Source organism: Xanthomonas sp. 4461, assembly GCF_024806475.1.
In the GTDB taxonomy this organism is placed as follows: Bacteria; Pseudomonadota; Gammaproteobacteria; order Xanthomonadales; family Xanthomonadaceae; genus Xanthomonas; species Xanthomonas arboricola_F.
In genome coordinates this window covers 1,204,509-1,219,325 of the sequence record NZ_JANTYV010000001.1, presented here as the reverse complement: position 1 = coordinate 1,219,325, position 14,817 = coordinate 1,204,509, and the positions used below count along the sequence as shown (strand labels likewise).

At 65.7% G+C, this 14,817-nt stretch carries 12 protein-coding genes and 1 other RNA gene; 7 read left to right on the top strand and 6 right to left on the bottom strand.

All coding sequences use genetic code 11. The annotated features are described in order from the left end of the window. Positions 1-168 precede the first annotated feature (168 nt). Positions 169-1,146 (bottom strand): LysR family transcriptional regulator, encoded by a 978-nt coding sequence (locus FHY19_RS05240; protein ID WP_259164004.1) that lies wholly within the window; start codon positions 1,144-1,146, stop codon positions 169-171. 34 nt (positions 1,147-1,180) lie between these two features. Between FHY19_RS05240 and FHY19_RS05235 the strand changes: the two genes are divergently transcribed. Together FHY19_RS05235 and FHY19_RS05230 are read left to right on the top strand one after the other, a co-directional pair. Continuing rightward, positions 1,181-1,945, top strand: a complete 765-nt coding sequence (locus FHY19_RS05235; RefSeq protein ID WP_259162627.1) for an SDR family oxidoreductase — start codon at positions 1,181-1,183, stop codon at positions 1,943-1,945. Between the two features lie 185 nt (positions 1,946-2,130). Beyond that, positions 2,131-2,205: non-coding RNA, sX9 sRNA (locus FHY19_RS05230), on the top strand. A gap of 4 nt (positions 2,206-2,209) precedes the next feature. Here the strand turns inward: FHY19_RS05230 and FHY19_RS05225 are convergent. The 5 genes from FHY19_RS05225 to FHY19_RS05205 all read right to left on the bottom strand — a co-directional run bounded on the left by FHY19_RS05225 (position 2,210) and on the right by FHY19_RS05205 (position 10,331). After that, entirely contained in the window at positions 2,210-2,911 is a 702-nt protein-coding gene (locus FHY19_RS05225; RefSeq protein WP_259162626.1) for a M23 family metallopeptidase, read from the bottom strand. A 2-nt stretch (positions 2,912-2,913) separates the two neighbouring features. After that, complete coding sequence (locus tag FHY19_RS05220) at positions 2,914-3,843, bottom strand: L,D-transpeptidase (RefSeq protein WP_259164002.1); 930 nt, start codon at positions 3,841-3,843, stop codon at positions 2,914-2,916. 372 nt (positions 3,844-4,215) lie between these two features. Further along, complete coding sequence (locus tag FHY19_RS05215; protein ID WP_259162625.1) at positions 4,216-6,930, bottom strand: TonB-dependent receptor; 2,715 nt, start codon at positions 6,928-6,930, stop codon at positions 4,216-4,218. A gap of 131 nt (positions 6,931-7,061) precedes the next feature. Continuing rightward, positions 7,062-8,237: a phosphatidylinositol-specific phospholipase C1-like protein gene (locus tag FHY19_RS05210; RefSeq protein ID WP_259162619.1), complete on the bottom strand. Its 1,176-nt coding sequence runs from the start codon at positions 8,235-8,237 to the stop codon at positions 7,062-7,064. A 135-nt stretch (positions 8,238-8,372) separates the two neighbouring features. Continuing rightward, a complete protein-coding gene (locus FHY19_RS05205; RefSeq protein WP_259162618.1) occupies positions 8,373-10,331 on the bottom strand; it encodes an acetyl-CoA hydrolase/transferase C-terminal domain-containing protein in 1,959 nt (652 codons plus the stop codon). Between the two features lie 151 nt (positions 10,332-10,482). Between FHY19_RS05205 and FHY19_RS05200 the strand changes: the two genes are divergently transcribed. The 5 genes from FHY19_RS05200 to FHY19_RS05180 are packed head-to-tail and all read left to right on the top strand — an operon-like array spanning position 10,483 to position 14,804. Then, positions 10,483-11,157 carry a thermostable hemolysin gene (locus FHY19_RS05200; RefSeq protein ID WP_259162617.1) on the top strand — a complete coding sequence of 225 codons (675 nt, stop codon included), beginning with the start codon at positions 10,483-10,485 and terminating at the stop codon, positions 11,155-11,157. Further along, the gene (locus FHY19_RS05195; protein ID WP_259162615.1) at positions 11,154-12,650 is read left to right on the top strand and encodes an AMP-binding protein; all 1,497 of its coding nucleotides are present in this window, start codon (positions 11,154-11,156) and stop codon (positions 12,648-12,650) included. The genes FHY19_RS05200 and FHY19_RS05195 overlap by 4 nt, the downstream gene beginning before the upstream one ends. Then, entirely contained in the window at positions 12,647-13,321 is a 675-nt protein-coding gene (locus FHY19_RS05190) for an iron-containing redox enzyme family protein (protein WP_259162606.1), read from the top strand. The genes FHY19_RS05195 and FHY19_RS05190 overlap by 4 nt, the downstream gene beginning before the upstream one ends. Further along, complete coding sequence (locus tag FHY19_RS05185) at positions 13,321-14,145, top strand: SDR family oxidoreductase (RefSeq protein WP_259164000.1); 825 nt, start codon at positions 13,321-13,323, stop codon at positions 14,143-14,145. The genes FHY19_RS05190 and FHY19_RS05185 overlap by 1 nt, the downstream gene beginning before the upstream one ends. Further along, entirely contained in the window at positions 14,142-14,804 is a 663-nt protein-coding gene (locus tag FHY19_RS05180; RefSeq protein WP_259162603.1) for a hypothetical protein, read from the top strand. Before FHY19_RS05185 ends, FHY19_RS05180 begins: the two co-directional genes overlap by 4 nt. Positions 14,805-14,817 lie beyond the last annotated feature (13 nt).

Below are 14,817 nucleotides of genomic sequence, written 5' to 3'. Positions count from 1 at the left end.
TTGTGTTTCCGTCGATCTGTCATGCCATGGCGCGGCTGCTTGCGGCGGCGTCCCGGCAACGCTGCACGGCGTGCGACACCGCTGGTCGTGGCCGCTGCCAAAAAGTCCGTGAGCGCGTTGCAACACTGACGCGCGTTCGATCCTTCGACCAGAACGCGGCACGCCGGCTCAAGGCAGCAACGGCTGCAACTGCGGCGCCATCACCTCTGCCACCCAGTCCATGAAGGCGCGTACGCGCTGCGGAAGATGGCGGCGTTGCGCATAGAGCAACGTGACCGGCATCGGCTCGGGTGCCAGCTCGGCCAGCACTTCGATCAGGGCGCCGCTGTCCAGATGCGGGCGCAACGGGCTGGCAGGCGCCTGGATGATGCCCAGCCCGGCCAACGCGGCAGCCAGATACGCATCGCCATTGTTCACCGTCACCGGGCCGCGCATCGGCAACACCTGATAGCTCTGGCCGTCGCGATATTCGAAGCCGGGCGAGCGTTGCCCGAGCGTCGGCACGTAATGCACCAGATCGTGCTGCGCCAGATCGTCCAGGCACGTCGGTAGGCCGCGGCGGGCAAGATAATCGGCGCTGGCGCAGCTGACGATGCCAAACGCGCCCAGCGGGCGTGCGACCAGGCTGGTGTCTTCCAGCGTGCCCACGCGCAGCACGCAGTCGAATCCCTCGCGCACCACATCCACGCGACGGTCGGTGCCGCTGATTTCCACTTCCAGCTGCGGGTGCCGTGCCAGAAACGCGGGCAAGGCGGGGATCACGAAATTGCGCGCGATGCCAGCGGACATGTCCACGCGCAGGCGACCGCGCAGCTGTCCATGCTCGCGCTGAAACATGGTGTGCAATTCGTCCATGTCGTCGAGCAGGTCGCGGCTGCGCTGATAGAACGCCGCGCCGTCGCCGGTGAGTTGCACGCGCCGTGTGGTGCGATGCAGGAGCTGGGTGCCAAGCGAAGCCTCGAGCCGTTGCACGGCGGTGGAGACGCTGGCCTTGGGCAAGCCGAGCGTCTCGGCCGCGCGGGTGAAACTGCCCAGCTCGGCAACGCGCAGGAAGGCACGCAACGATTCGGTGGTGTCCATCGATTGGTCGATTATCTTGAACGGTGCAATCAGCGTGAGCTGATTTATGCGGTGCGGCAAGCGCAATAGGCTGGGCCACACCCACTTATGGAGCGTGCCGATGTCGACCACCACCACACCCATCACCTTGATCACCGGCGGTAGTCGTGGCCTGGGCCGCAATGCCGCGCTTGCGCTCGCTGCCGAAGGCAACGATGTCGTGCTGACCTACCGCAGCCAGGCCGGCGAAGCCGCCGCCGTGGTGGCCGAGATCCAGGCGCTGGGCCGTCGCGCGCATGCGTTGCCGCTGGATGTCGCGCTGGCCGATACCTTCCCCGCATTCGTAGCGCAGCTGAAGGACGTGATGGCCGAGTGGGGGCGCTCGCAGTTCGATGCGCTGGTCAACAACGCCGGTACCGGATTGCATGCGGCCATTGCCGACACCACGCCCGCGCAGTTCGATGCGCTGGTCGATATCCATCTCAAGGGGCCGTATTTTCTGACCCAGGCGCTGCTGCCGCTGATCGCCGATGGCGGACGCATCCTCAACGTGTCCAGCGGCCTTGCACGTTTTGCGCTGCCGGGTTCGTCGGCCTACGCGATGATGAAAGGCGGGGTGGAAGTGTTTACCCGCTATCTTGCAAAAGAGTTGGGTGCACGCGGCATTCGCGCGAACACGCTGGCGCCGGGCGCCATCGAAACCGACTTCAATGGCGGCAGCGTCCGCGACAACGCGCAGGTCAATGCGATGGTGTCCTCGGTCACCGCATTGGGCCGGCCCGGTCTGCCGGACGATATCGGACCGGTCGTGGCGGCGTTGCTGGCGCCGGGCACCGGATGGATCAATGCGCAGCGTATCGAGGTGTCGGGCGGGATGCTGATCTGATCTGATCTCACCTGTCAGGCAGCGCGGCGATGTCGTTGGACGGCATCGCCGCGTGCAAGTTGCTGCAATGCCACCAGTACCTCACACCGCGCGGCCTCTGTATGGCGCGTGCTGCAGGGTTGCCTTGGAGCAACAAACAAGCCGACTGTGCACCGCCAGGGGGCGCGGCCGGTGCCCGGTGCGGCATGTACCACGCTTACACCCCGGTTTCTCCGCGCCGCCCACACCACCTCACGACTGCCCGCCATGCTTTGTCAGCCGCTCTTACTGAAGGAGCTGATCGCCGTGCAGGACGGGGTAGGGATTCAACGCCTCACCCTTCCACCACTGCTTTTCCGGACCCAGGCGATGGATCTCGAAGTGTAGATGCGGTGCGGCCGGATCGGCATTGCCGGTGCTGCCGACATAGCCGATCACCTGGCCACGCTTGATGGATTGTTTTTCGGCCAGGCCATCGGCGTAGCGCTGCAGATGCGCGTAGTAATAGCAGTACGTGCCGCCGGGCTCGAACTGGTACACGGTCAAGCCGCCGCGGTCGCTGTCGAACAGTTTTTCCACCGTGCCATCTGCCACGGCAAGCACCGGCGTGCCGGCCGGGGCCAGGATGTCGATGGCGTCATGCACGCGGCTTTCGCTGCGTGCATCGGTAAAGGTGTCCTGCAGTTGGCCGCGGTCGATGCCCTGGACCGGGATCAGTAGGGCGTTGCCCGTTGATTGCGCATCGGTTGCCGGCGCGGCTGCTGCTGCTGCAACTGGGCTCGGCCCTGCGACTGCAGCATCGGCTGGCATCGATGGCGCAGGTTGCGCAGCAGGTGCGGAGGCGACGATCTGGTTCGCGGGTTGCGCAGCCACGCTCGACGCGCTCGCCGGCTGCGTGACCGTCGCCTCCGGCGCGCCGCGTTCCAGCCACCAATACCCGCCTGCACCGATCGCCACGCCTGCAACCAGAATCATCAGCAGTTTCATGCTTACTCCTGCATCACCACCGGGACCGACGGGCCGACCACGCTGGCCAGATTGACCACGTCCCAATTGGTCAGACGCACGCACCCATGCGATTCGGTCTTGCCGACATGGCCGGGCTCCGGCGTACCGTGCAAGCCGTAATGCGGCTTGGACAGGTCGATCCACACACGGCCAACCGGGTTGTTCGGGCCAGACGGCAACGTCGCCTTTTGATCGCCCTTTTTCGCGTCCCAGAACAGTTTGGGGTTGTACTTGAACACCGGGTCGCGCGAGATGCCCAGGATCTTCCAGCGGCCGATCGGCAACGGATCGTGCTTGCTGCCCGACGACACCGGGAACTGCGCATAGACCTTGCCGTCGGCATCGAACAGGCGCAGCGTCGAGTCGGATTTGTCCACCACCAGCTTGGCAGGCTTGGCCAGCGGGGCAACGCCGTCGATGTTGGGAACCTGGATCGCATTGCCGGCCTTGCTCAGATCCACGCCGGGGTTGAGCTGGCGCAGCAACGCAGGGTCGGCGTGGAAGCGCTCGCCCAGGGATTCATCCACCGAGGTGTAGCCGAGCGAAGGCAGCTTGGCCTGTTCGGCCGGGCCCTTGGGGATCGCCTGGAACGGGCCGGCAACGTCGGCATCGGTGAGCGTGTACTGCACCAATGCCGGTGTGCTGTCGGCCTGCAAGGCCTGCCAGGTGGCATCGTCCAGTTCGCCGGTCACCTTGATGTCGTGTGCGGCCTGGAATCCGGAGACCGCGCGCTTCTGATTCGAGCCACGTTCGCCATCGATCTGGCCTGGGGAAAAATGCGCGCGGTCCAGCAGCACCTGCGCATGCAGGTCCGAGCGTGGGCCGGTGGCGACGGCCTTTGCGGCAGGCGTCGCCGTCGGCGCAGGGGCGGCAGCAGGCGCAGCTTGCGGTGCTTGTGCCAGCGCAGACAACGAAGCGCTCAACGACAGGGCGAGCAAACAGACGCGAGCGTAAGAGCGAGGGGGCATGTGCAGGTCCGCAAAGAGGCAAGCGCGCACAGTGCCGCAGCGGCCTGCGTTTGCTGCGTGAAATGGCTGCACCCGGACTGACTGAGGCGCGATGGCGCTGCGGTCCTTGCTCGATGAGGGCGGTGCGGTTCCAGGTTGCGCGGCCGTCCTCACGACGCCACCGCGTTGCAGGCGGAGGCATGAAGGGTGGCTTGCGAGACCTCGCAGCATTGATCGGAGGCCGACCGCCTGCGTCATGCGCAGACAATCGACCGATGACCTGTGCGCCCACGTGCAAGAGCACCCGCCTGGTCGCCTACCGCACTGGCCCGATGGTCAGTAGGTATAGCCCACTGTCAGCAGGTACACCCGCCCGGTCTGCACGTAAGCGCCATCGGCGCCGGGGTCGTAAGCCATGTAGCGATCGGACTTGCCCTGGGTTTCGTAGAACGTGGCGGCGTTGAGCAGGTTCTTGGCCGATACGCCCACGTCGACGTGGTGCGGCAGGTGATAGGTGGCGTTGAAGTCCAGCGACTTGACCGGCTGCAGATAGTAATTGAGCCGGTCGGTGGTCAGCCCCAGCAATTGCAGGCCGGTGTAGTTGTAGCTCAGGTCGGCGCGCAGGTGCGCATCGTCGTAGAACAGATCCAGGTTGTAGATACGCTCCGGCGCACGCGGCAACCAGGTTTTTTCCGGCTGGTCGGCCCGTTTGCTGTCCGCTTCGCTGCGCTGCAAGGTGAGGTTGGCGGTGACGCCAAGCTTGCTCCAGATGCCCGGCAGGTCCTGCAGGCGCTTGCTGCCGGCCAGCTCCAGCCCGTACAGCGTGGCAGTGCTGCCGTTCTGCGGCATGGTCACCGGCACGCCGTTTTCGAAGGTGGTGCCGGTGGGTACCAATCCGCCGAGTGTGTTGTCGTTGCTGGTGGCCGATTGCGAGGTGTAGATGAAGCCGGTGATCCGCTTGTAGTAGGTCGACGCGCTGAGCACGCCGCCGTTGTGGTCGTAGAACTCGGCCGACAGGTCTGCGTTGTCGGCCTTGCTCGGCTGCAGATCGGGGTTGGGTCTGGAAATGCCGACCACGCGCTGGGTGTCGTCGATGGTGTACACCGTCTCGCCGGAAATCAGGCCGAAGGCCGGGCGGCTGAAACTGCGGCGCAGCGCGGCGCGGTAGACGGTGAGATCGTCGGGTCGATAGTTGATGCTGATACCGGGCAGGACTTGCCCATAGGTGCTGCCGGTGCCGACGAAGCCGCCGCTGGTGCCGTCGCCGCTGGATTGCCAGGAATCGGCCGAGTAGCGGGTCAACTCGTAGCGCACGCCGGGCAGGATGCTGACCTGACCGATATGCAGCGCGGCCATCGCGTAGCCCGAGTAGATCGCTTCGGTGCTGGAGGTGGTGTTGGCGTTGTAGTCATTGGCGGTGTAGACGCCTGCGCCGTTGGGATCGTCGACGTACTTGTAGGGCAGGGCCTGCGCGCGCATCCAGTTGCGGTCCAGCAGTTTGAACGGACCTGCGTAGTGCCCATCGAAGGCGTTGTAGGTCAGGCGGCCGGGGATGGCGCTCAGCGGGGGGCCGCCAGCGGTGGGGAAGGCGTAATTGGGGCCACCAAAATAGGGCCCGTTGGTCACGAAGTTGCCGTCCTTGTGGAAGAACGGGTGGTCGTACGCACCGCGGTCGGAGTGATCGGCAGACAGGCCGACCTTGACGCTGTCCAGCACGTCGCCATCGACCTGGTAGGTGATGTCGGTATGCGCGTTGAGGCGGTTGTCGTGACTGCCGGCATCGTGGCCTTGCACTTTCCACAGCAGCGACGAATCCAGGTTGTAGAAGAACTCCTTCAACGCCGCCGAGCTGGGACCGATGCTGGGGTAGGTCGGGTCGCTGAGGTCGAAGGCGAAGCTGCCCGGGGTATAGCCATACAGACTGGCCGAAACATAATCCGGCCGGCTGCGCGTGCCGCGCCCGACCGAGGTCCCGTAGTCCAAGCGCAGACGGTCCAGCGTGGTCTGGCCGCCAAGCTGCAAAGTCGCCAGCTTCTCGTCGATGTCGTGGGTATTGAAGTAGCCGCCACGCACCGCCGTGGGTTGGTTGCGATAGGTTTCCAGGCGTGCGCTGGATTGATCCTGCTGCCCGGTGACGCCGTAGCTGCCGTAGATGGCGCGTGCATAGAGCGCACTGTTGTCGCCTTGCCAATCGAGCGAGAGGTTGCCGCCATAGCGTTCGATCTGGCTGGTGTACAGGCTGTATTTGTAGCGCGTGCTGATCAGCGGGCCGGCAGCGCGTAGATCGGTTGCGTTGGCCAGTGCGGGGTCGGCCGGCACGTATTTGCTGTTGGGCGCCGGTGCCTGCGCCATGTTGTTGTTCTTGCCGTAATAGGCCGATGCGTAAAGGCCAAAGGCATGGTCGCTGCCGAATTTCCAGGCGATCTCCTGCTGGAACGTGGCGCCGGTGTCCTTGCCGCCCAGATGCGAGGCCAGCGCGTTGAGCTGGCCTTGCGCGGTGCTCTTGGCATGAAACTCCTGGTCGAAATCGAACGCGTTGGGCGTGCGCATATCGATCGCACCGCCGATGGCGTCACCGGGCATGTCGGGTGTGGGCGACTTGGACACCTGCACCGACTGGATGCCGAACGGCGCCAGCATGTTCAAGGAGATCGCGCGCGTCGACGAATCGGTTTCCGGCATGCCGAAGCCGTTGAGCGTGTACGCGTTGTAGCTGGCGTCCATGCCGCGGATGCTGACGTAGGCGTTCTCGCCGGTGGTGGCCTGGCCCAGATGCATGTCGCTGTACGACGACAAGCCCGGCATGTGCGCCACCACATCGGCAATGCCGCCGGAGGGGATGGCGTCGATCTGTTGCTTGCTCATCACGCTGTTGACGCTGCCGGACAGGCGTTGCTCGTTGATCGAGCCGGGCGTGGCGGCATGCTTTGCCTGCACGTTGACCGAATCCAGGGTGGTGGTGGCAAGTTCCGGCGTCTCTGCCAGGACGGGCGCAGACAGCGCCAGTGCGATGGCGCAGCTCAGACGATGGAGGGTACGGGGAGTGTGCATGCGGGGGACTCGCTAGGTGAAAGGGAGCGCCTGGCCATGACGCGGGCGCTAAGCGTGCAGCGCCGATGCCTTCCATTGCGGCGGGTCTGTGTGCGGGTTTATGCGGTGTACGCCAATGCAAGTGGCGCCGATCAGTGACTCAGATCGACGCCCTTGCAGTGCGTTGAGGGCCGTTGCGGATTGCAGCGCGCAACCGCATCGCCCTCCAGGCGCACCACGTAGCCGGTGCTGGCCGACTCGTGTGCGGGAAAGTCGGTGCTGAGCAACTGCGCACCGCTGGCCAGCATGCTGTCGCGGCGGGTGGTGTCGTGCTGCAGCGCTTCCTTCAGGTCTGCGTCGGCTCGCGTGCGCACCAGGTAGCCGGCTTTCACCAGCCGCGTGATCGTGTCGGCGGGGCCATCGTTGAGTTCGGTGAACGCGGCATCGTCCTGCCCAGGCACGGCGTTGGTGAAACAGACCCGGCCACGCAGCGACGGATGTCCCGGCAAATAGCTCGCACCGGCCGTGCGTTGGTCGAGCAAAAACACGACCTTGCCGCGCGTGTCGGCCAGCGACGGCCAGCCATGCGCAAGCACCGCGGCGTTGAGCGTACTCGCGTTGCCACGCACCTGGTCGGGGCTAACGTATTCGCCAGGTCGAAAGACCGAGCGCAGTTCGGCATCCAATGCATCCATGGTGCCTGCATCGAACGGCTCGGGCTGTACGCTGGGAAAGCCCAGCTCGACAGGCGCCTGCTTGGTTTCCAGCAGGATGAAGATCGGCACGTGCCCGGGGTGTTGCCTGGACCAGCTGCGCACCTGCTGCAGGCAGGCGATCAGCGGTTGGCAATTGCTGCGCTGGTCCACGTCCTGCACGTGCATGACCTTGAAGCCGGATGTGTCCATCACACCGGCGGGTGCGCTGGCCGGTGCTGGCGGCAGCCCGGCCTTGGCAATCTGCGCGGCGATCGCCGGATGTGCATAGCGGCCACCCTGGGCATCGGCGAACACGTCCAGTTCCAGTTGCCTGACGCCATCGTCCAGTTGTTGCGCCAGCGGCGGATGGCGGTAATCCAGTGCCGCGAACAACGCGGGATTGAGCTGTTTCAGCAGCGTGGCTTCGCTGGGTGCAAATCCGGCGTGGTAGCTGTTGTGGCTGCCGACGTATTGCAGGTCGGTGAGGCGCGGTGCAGCAGCTAGCGCAAGATTGCTGGTGATCAAGGCGGCAAACAGCGCAGCTTTCGGCAGTTTGCTTCGCTTTGTGCGTGGCTGCTTCGCTTGGCAGTCACTGGATGAATGAAGTGCGGGAAAAACCGGAGCAAAACCCATGCGGCGACGCCAGGAAACGAGGTGGTCGTCATCATCCGGGTGCAACTTGACGCACATCTTTCCGCAGTATTGCCGTCATGCGTCAGTCGCTTCGATACGCGCAAGCGAATCTGGTTGATCGCCATATGGATAAGTTCATTGTGGTGTTGTTTGGCGCAGCGCATAGGCCAGCAATCGCGCCTGGAGACGCTCGCCAATCGTGCGCGGTGTGTCCAGTCCCATGCGCTGCAGACAGGCCGCTGCGTCGGTCGTGTCGGTAGCGCGCGATGTCGTTGCACGCGCCAGCGTCGCCAACATTGCGCCCTTGCTGGCGGTGGCACGCTTGAGCCAGGTCAGTGCACGTAGCAAACGTTGTTCGACCGCAGTGAAATCGCTGCCAAGCGGATAATCGGGCAGGCTGCCATCGTGCCGGAATGGCGCCAATGCCCGTTCAAGCGCGTCGGGCGTGTTGCGTTGTGCGCGGGCGGGCAACACGGGCGCCGTGCGCAGCTTGCGTGACTGGGCAGCCTGCGCAAGCAGCGCGTCCTGGAAGCGTGTATCGCAGATGCCGGCCATTTCCAGCACGCACTCCTGGTCGGTCTTGTGGCGCAGATCGGCGATGCCGTATTCGGTGATGTAGATGTCGCGCAGATGGCGGGGAATCGTGGTGTGGCCGTAGTTCCAGCGCACATTGCTGGCTGCCTCTGCGCCGGCATCGCGGGTGGCGCGCAGCATCAAGGTACTGCGTGCCTGCGGCAGGGCATGCGCCATCGCGACAAAGTTGTATTGCCCGCCGACGCCGGAGACCACGCGTCCGTCTTCCAGGCCATCGGACACCGCTGCACCGAGCGCGGTCGCCATCATGCAGGAGTTGAAGAAACGCGCGTCGCGGCGCTGCAGGCGCTCCAGGGTTTCATTGCCGCCGTACAGCTGGTTGATCTCGCTGATGCGGCGCATGCCGATGGCATTGCGGGTGTCGGCATCCAGATCGCGCAGCCATTGATAGAAGTCCGGCGAGCCGAGATAGAACGCGCCATGCAGGAACTCGCCTTCGCTTGCCAGGCGCGCACGATCGTCGGCATCGGCGCTGCCATCGGCAATGCGCTGCATCAGCGGCAGATCGTCGTGCACCTTGCGACGGATCACGCCGCTGTCCACCAGTTGCTTGAAGCCTTCGTTGAGCATTTCGCTGCAGCCGTACAGGCCGATCGCAAACGGCTCCAGGCCGCCGCTGGCAAGCACGCTGGGGTGCTGGTCCAGGGTTGGGTCCAGCGCCTGCAGCGCGCGGCGATAGGTCGCGTTGTCGGTGTGCCGCAGCACCAGGGCATGACTCAGCGCGTCGGCCAGCGTGCCGATGCCGATCTGCAAGGTGCCGCCATCGCGTACCAGCGTGCTTGCATACAGGCCGATGGCGTAATCGACGGTCGTCACCGGTTGCCGCGGCAGGCCGAACAGACGCGGCGATGGGCCGGGCAGGTCAATGATCAGATCGAAGAAGGTCGCATCCACCGCGGCAGTGCCGCCCATCCACGGCAGCTGCGGGTCCACTTCGGCCACCAGCAGCGGTCGGCGCAGGTCCAGCGCCTGCACGGCGTCCAGCGTGTCCTGGGTGATGTCGTTGTTGCACGACAGCGACAGCCGCGTGCCACCGGGTTCGCGCGCGACCTTCTGCACAATCAGATTCGGCGCGCGCTGCGCCACTGCGGCCGCGGCATGCGTGTAGTTCAAGCTGGTGTAGTCGGCCTGCGCCTGGGTGGAGTGCAACAGGCCGCCGGACTGCATGTAGAACTCTTCCACCTGCACGTGCGCCGGCAAGGCGTCGCGCAGCATGGCATCGACATACGCAAGGCGCGGAAAGTCCTCGCCGAAGTGACGCGCGATGAACGCAGCCGCAAAGCGCGCCTCAAACCCCTTGCCCGGTTTGGGCGGACTGAGCGACAGCGCGGTGTACAGCGCAAGCGATCGTGCGGGCGTGCTCTCGATCTGCGCATACAACGCATTCAACAGCCGGTGCGGCTTGCCGATGCCCAGCGGTGCACCCACCCGCAACGGGCCGGCGATGCATTGCAGGATGTGCGCGACCGCAGTGTCCAGATCAGTGACGTATGTAGGCATGCGCGAGAGCGTAGCCCAAAGCGCTGTGGTGGCGACACCGACAGCGGTCGGGCCACTCCCGACAGTGCGCAACGAATCGCTTCTGCAGAAATTACAACTGGGTAACAACTGGCTCATGGTGGCGTAATCGAGCGCTCCCAGGATGCGCAGCATGATCACCTCACCCACCCCCGCCGGTTTTTGCCCCCGCCATGGCTTTGCCAGTGCCAGCCTGGTCGAGGCCACGCACGCGCAGCGCCAGGAGGTGGAACAGTTCATCGCTGCGGTCTATCTGCGTCGCTATGGCGCGCAGCTGCGCAGCTTCCTGCCGCACCTGCTGGCCTATCGCGATACCAAGGGTGTGCTGCTGGCGGCGGTAGGGGTACGGCTCGGCAGCGCCGGTCGCCTGTTCGTGGAGCAGTATCTGGATAGCCCGGCCGAATCGACGCTGGCCGGGCGGATGGCGGTGCCGGTCGCGCGCTCGGGCCTGGCCGAGGTCGGCAACTTCGCCGCGATCAGCTCCGGCAGTGCGCGCGCGCTGATCCCGCAAATGACCCATGCGCTGCATCACGCCGGCGTGCGTTGGGTGCTGTTTACCGCAACCCGGACCTTGCGCAATACCTTCGACCGGCTGCAGCTGCAGCCGGTCGCCCTGGCGCCAGCGCTGCAGTCGCGTGTAAAGGACGACGGCACCGAGTGGGGCAGCTACTACGCCACCCATCCACAGGTCCTGTGCGGCGATGTCGCCGCCGGTCACGCGTTCCTGCTTGCGCGGCAGGCGCTGCACCCGCAAGCCGTACGCTGGGACGTCGATACGCTGCTGTGCCAGGCAGGAGCAGGCGCATGAGCGCGCGGTTCGCAGCGCTGCTGGGCGCCCTGCACGGCCATGCGCCGCGCGTGCTGACCGCCGCCGGCAGCCTCGATGCGCAGCAACTGGCCGATGCCGTGGTGGGGCTGGCCGCGCGCCTGCAGACGGCGGGGCTGACCTGTGTCGCCAGCCGGCTGGACAACGGCCCGGGCTGGCTGATCCTGGATCTGGCGCTGCGCCTGATCGATGCAGTGCACGTGCCGTTGCCGACGTTCTTCTCCGAGGCGCAGGTGCTGCATGCACTGATGTCCAGCGGCGCGCAATGCGTCGTGACCGACGCGGCCGCCACTGCGCCACCAGGCACCCATGGTGAAATGTCGGCGTTGCAGTTCGATGCACTGCGCGCCTGGCGGGTGGAAGCGCTTGCGCAGAGCATCGTGCTGCCGGTCGACACCGCCTGCATCACCTATACCTCAGGCACCACCGGGCGTCCCAAGGGCGTGTGTCTGTCGGCCGACAGCCTGCTGACGGTTGCCTGCGCGTTGGTGGATGCATCGGCTGCGATCGCGCCGCGTCGGCACCTGTGCCTGATGCCGTTGTCCACCTTGCTGGAAAACGTCGCCGGGCTCTACGCAACCTTGCTGTCCGGGGCGCAGGTCGCGCTGCCGTCGCTGGCGGAAATCGGCTACAGCGGCGCCAGCGGGCTGGATGTGCCGACGCTGCTGCGTTGCCTGCAGCGTTATCAACCGGAGAGCGTGATCCTGGTGCCGCAGTTGTTGTTGGCATTGGTCAGTGCTGCAGAGCAGGGCATTGCGCTGCCTGCATCGTTGCGCTATATCGCCGTCGGCGGCGGCCATATCGGCCCGAGTCTGCTGACGCGCGCCGCAGCCTTGGGCCTGCCGGTGTTCGAAGGCTACGGCCTGACCGAATGCGGCTCGGTGGTCTGTCTAAACCGCCCCGGTGCGCTGCGTCCCGGCAGCGTCGGCCAGCCGCTGGCGCACACCCAGGTGCAGATCGTCGATGGTGAAATTCAAGTTGCCGGCGCGCGCGCGCTGGGCTATCTGGGCGAACAGCCGATGCCGTCGGGGCCGGTGCGCACGGGCGATCTCGGACGGGTGGACAGCGATGGGTTCGTCCATATCACCGGGCGGCGCAAACATGTCTTCATCACCGCGTTCGGTCGCAACGTCTCGCCCGAGTGGGTGGAAAGCGAGTTGCTGCAGCATCCGTTGCTCGCCCAGGCCGTGGTCTGGGGCGAAGCGCAGGCCGACAACGTTGCGGTGCTGTGGCCGCGTAGGCCCGGCAGCGACGATGCGGCCATCGCCCAGGCACTGGCCGAGGTCAACGCCGGCTTGCCCGACTACGCACGCATAGCGCGTTTCGTACGGGCCGATACGCCCTTCAGCGCACACGAGGGCCTGCTCACGGCCAACGGCCGTCCCCGGCGCGACGCAATCCTGGCCCGCTACCAATCCGACGTCGATCGCAGCTATCGATTGCCGGCCACTGTCTCTCTCGGAGTTTCAGCATGACCTTCTACACATCCCTGCTGGCGCACACCCAGGCCGAACGCGAACGCATGACGCAGGTGCCGATCATCCAGTCGGCACTCGTCGGGCAGATCGCGCACGATGATTACGTGGCGTTTCTCGCTCAGGCCTACCACCACGTGCGGCATACCGTGCCGCTGCTGATGGCCTGCGGCGCGCGGTTGCCGGCGCGGCTGGAATGGCTGCGCGAAGCCATCGGCGAATACATCGAAGAAGAGATGGGCCACCAGGAGTGGATCCTGGACGACCTGGTGGCGTGCGGCCAGCCGCGTGAGGCAGCCGTGCTTGCCGGGCCGTCGCTGGCAACCGAACTGATGGTCAGCTACGCCTACGACACCATCCAGCGCGGCAATCCGGTCGGATTCTTCGGCATGGTGCTGGTGCTGGAAGGCACCAGCGTGGCATTGGCCACGCGCGCGGCCAATCAGATTGCGCAGTCGCTGGAGTTGCCGCGCAACGCCTTCAGCTATCTGCTCTCGCATGGCGATCTGGATATCGAGCATGCCGGTTTTTTCGAAGGCCTGATGAACCGCCTCGACGACCCGCTCGACCAGCAGGCGGTCGTGTATGCGGCCAAGCGCTTCTACGTGTTGTACGGCGACCTGTTTCGCACCTTGCGCGCCGATGGCGTGCGTCTGGCGGAGGCGGCGTGATGGATCTTCGCGGCAGGTGCGTGATCCTCACCGGCGCCAGTGGCGGCATCGGCAGCGCCTTGTGCGCGCAGTTGGTGGAGGCGGGCGCGACCGTGGTGGCGGTAGGACGCACGCCAGCGACCTTGCAGCGGCTTGCCGACACGCAGCCGGCCGGGCGCGTGCTGCCGCTGGCAGCCGACCTCGCCAGCGCAGCGGGCCGTGCGTCGCTGCTGACGCGGATACACGCGCTGCAACCTGCACCGTCGGTGCTGGTCCTTGCGCATGCGCAGGGCCACTTCGGGCTGTTGCAGGAGCAGGATCCGGCCAGCTTGGAGGCGCTGGTGCATGTGAACCTGACCGTGCCCATGCTGCTGGTGCAGGCCCTGCTGCCTATCTTCCTGAGGCAGCCGGAGGCGGCGATGGTGGCGGTCGGCTCCACGTTCGGCAGCATCGGGTTTGCCGGTTTCGCCGGCTATAGCGCGAGCAAATTCGGCTTGCGCGGGCTGTTCGAGGCCTTGGCCCGCGAACACGCAGACACGCTGGTGCGCTTTCAGTATCTGGCGCCGCGCGCCACAGCGACCAGCTTCAATCCCACCGCGGTCGATGCGCTCAACGCGGCCTTGGGTACGGCGGTGGACCGGGCCGAGGACGTCGCGGCAGCGCTGGTGCAGTCGATCGCGCGTGGGGACGCGCGTCGGCAGTTGGGCTGGCCGGAAAAACTGTTTGTCCGGCTCAACGGCCTGCTGCCCGAAGTGGTGGACCGTGCGTTGCGCAAACAACTTCCCCTCATCCGCCGCCATGCGCGGCCCGGTAGCGTGGTTGCCACACAGGAGCTTTCGCCATGAATCGCAATGACTGTCGGCTGCGTATTCTGGCTGCACTGGCGATGTGGGGTATCGCCGGCGCCGGTTGGGCGGCCGGTCCGGCGCCGCAGGTGGCGCAGCTGCAGGATCGTTGGGCGGTGATCGCCTACCAAACTCCAAAATCAGAGCGGGTTGCGGCGCTGGAAACGCTCGCGCAGCAGGCCGAACAGGTACGGCACGCCTTGCCGGACGATGCCGATGCCCTGATCTGGGACGGCATCGTGCGATCCAGTCTGGCCGGCGAAAAGGGCGGTCTGGGCGCATTGGCGCAGGTCAAACTCGCGCGGACGGATTTCGAGCAGGCGATCAAGCGTGCACCGCGTGCGCTCGATGGCGCGGCCTACACCAGTCTGGGAGCGCTGTATTACCAGGTGCCTGGCTGGCCGATCGGATTCGGCGACGATGCCAAGGCGCGCACCTTGCTGTATCAGGGTCTGGCAATCGATCCTGACGGACTCGACAGCAATTATTTCGTCGGGGATTTTCTGCGCGATCAGAAGGACTGGGCCGGTGCCGCAAAGGCCTTCGAGAAAGCCGCTGCCGCAGCGCCCAGACCGGGCCGGCAGATTGCCGATGCCGGCCGCCGCAAGGAGCTGGCCGCCAAGTTGGCCGATGTGCGCGCGCAGCTTGCCAAGCACTGAGCCGCCTCACAGA

Excerpts from the sequence above, each read along its gene's own strand:
- FHY19_RS05235 (WP_259162627.1), top strand. The coding sequence starts at position 1,181 with ATGTCGACCACCACCACACCCATCACCTTGATCACCGGCGGTAGTCGT.
- FHY19_RS05225 (WP_259162626.1), bottom strand. The coding sequence starts at position 2,911 with ATGAAACTGCTGATGATTCTGGTTGCAGGCGTGGCGATCGGTGCAGGC.
- FHY19_RS05215 (WP_259162625.1), bottom strand. The coding sequence starts at position 6,930 with ATGCACACTCCCCGTACCCTCCATCGTCTGAGCTGCGCCATCGCACTG.
- FHY19_RS05210 (WP_259162619.1), bottom strand. The coding sequence starts at position 8,237 with ATGGGTTTTGCTCCGGTTTTTCCCGCACTTCATTCATCCAGTGACTGC.
- FHY19_RS05205 (WP_259162618.1), bottom strand. The coding sequence starts at position 10,331 with ATGCCTACATACGTCACTGATCTGGACACTGCGGTCGCGCACATCCTG.
- FHY19_RS05200 (WP_259162617.1), top strand. The coding sequence starts at position 10,483 with ATGATCACCTCACCCACCCCCGCCGGTTTTTGCCCCCGCCATGGCTTT.
- FHY19_RS05195 (WP_259162615.1), top strand. The coding sequence starts at position 11,154 with ATGAGCGCGCGGTTCGCAGCGCTGCTGGGCGCCCTGCACGGCCATGCG.
- FHY19_RS05190 (WP_259162606.1), top strand. The coding sequence starts at position 12,647 with ATGACCTTCTACACATCCCTGCTGGCGCACACCCAGGCCGAACGCGAA.
- FHY19_RS05185 (WP_259164000.1), top strand. The coding sequence starts at position 13,321 with ATGGATCTTCGCGGCAGGTGCGTGATCCTCACCGGCGCCAGTGGCGGC.
- FHY19_RS05180 (WP_259162603.1), top strand. The coding sequence starts at position 14,142 with ATGAATCGCAATGACTGTCGGCTGCGTATTCTGGCTGCACTGGCGATG.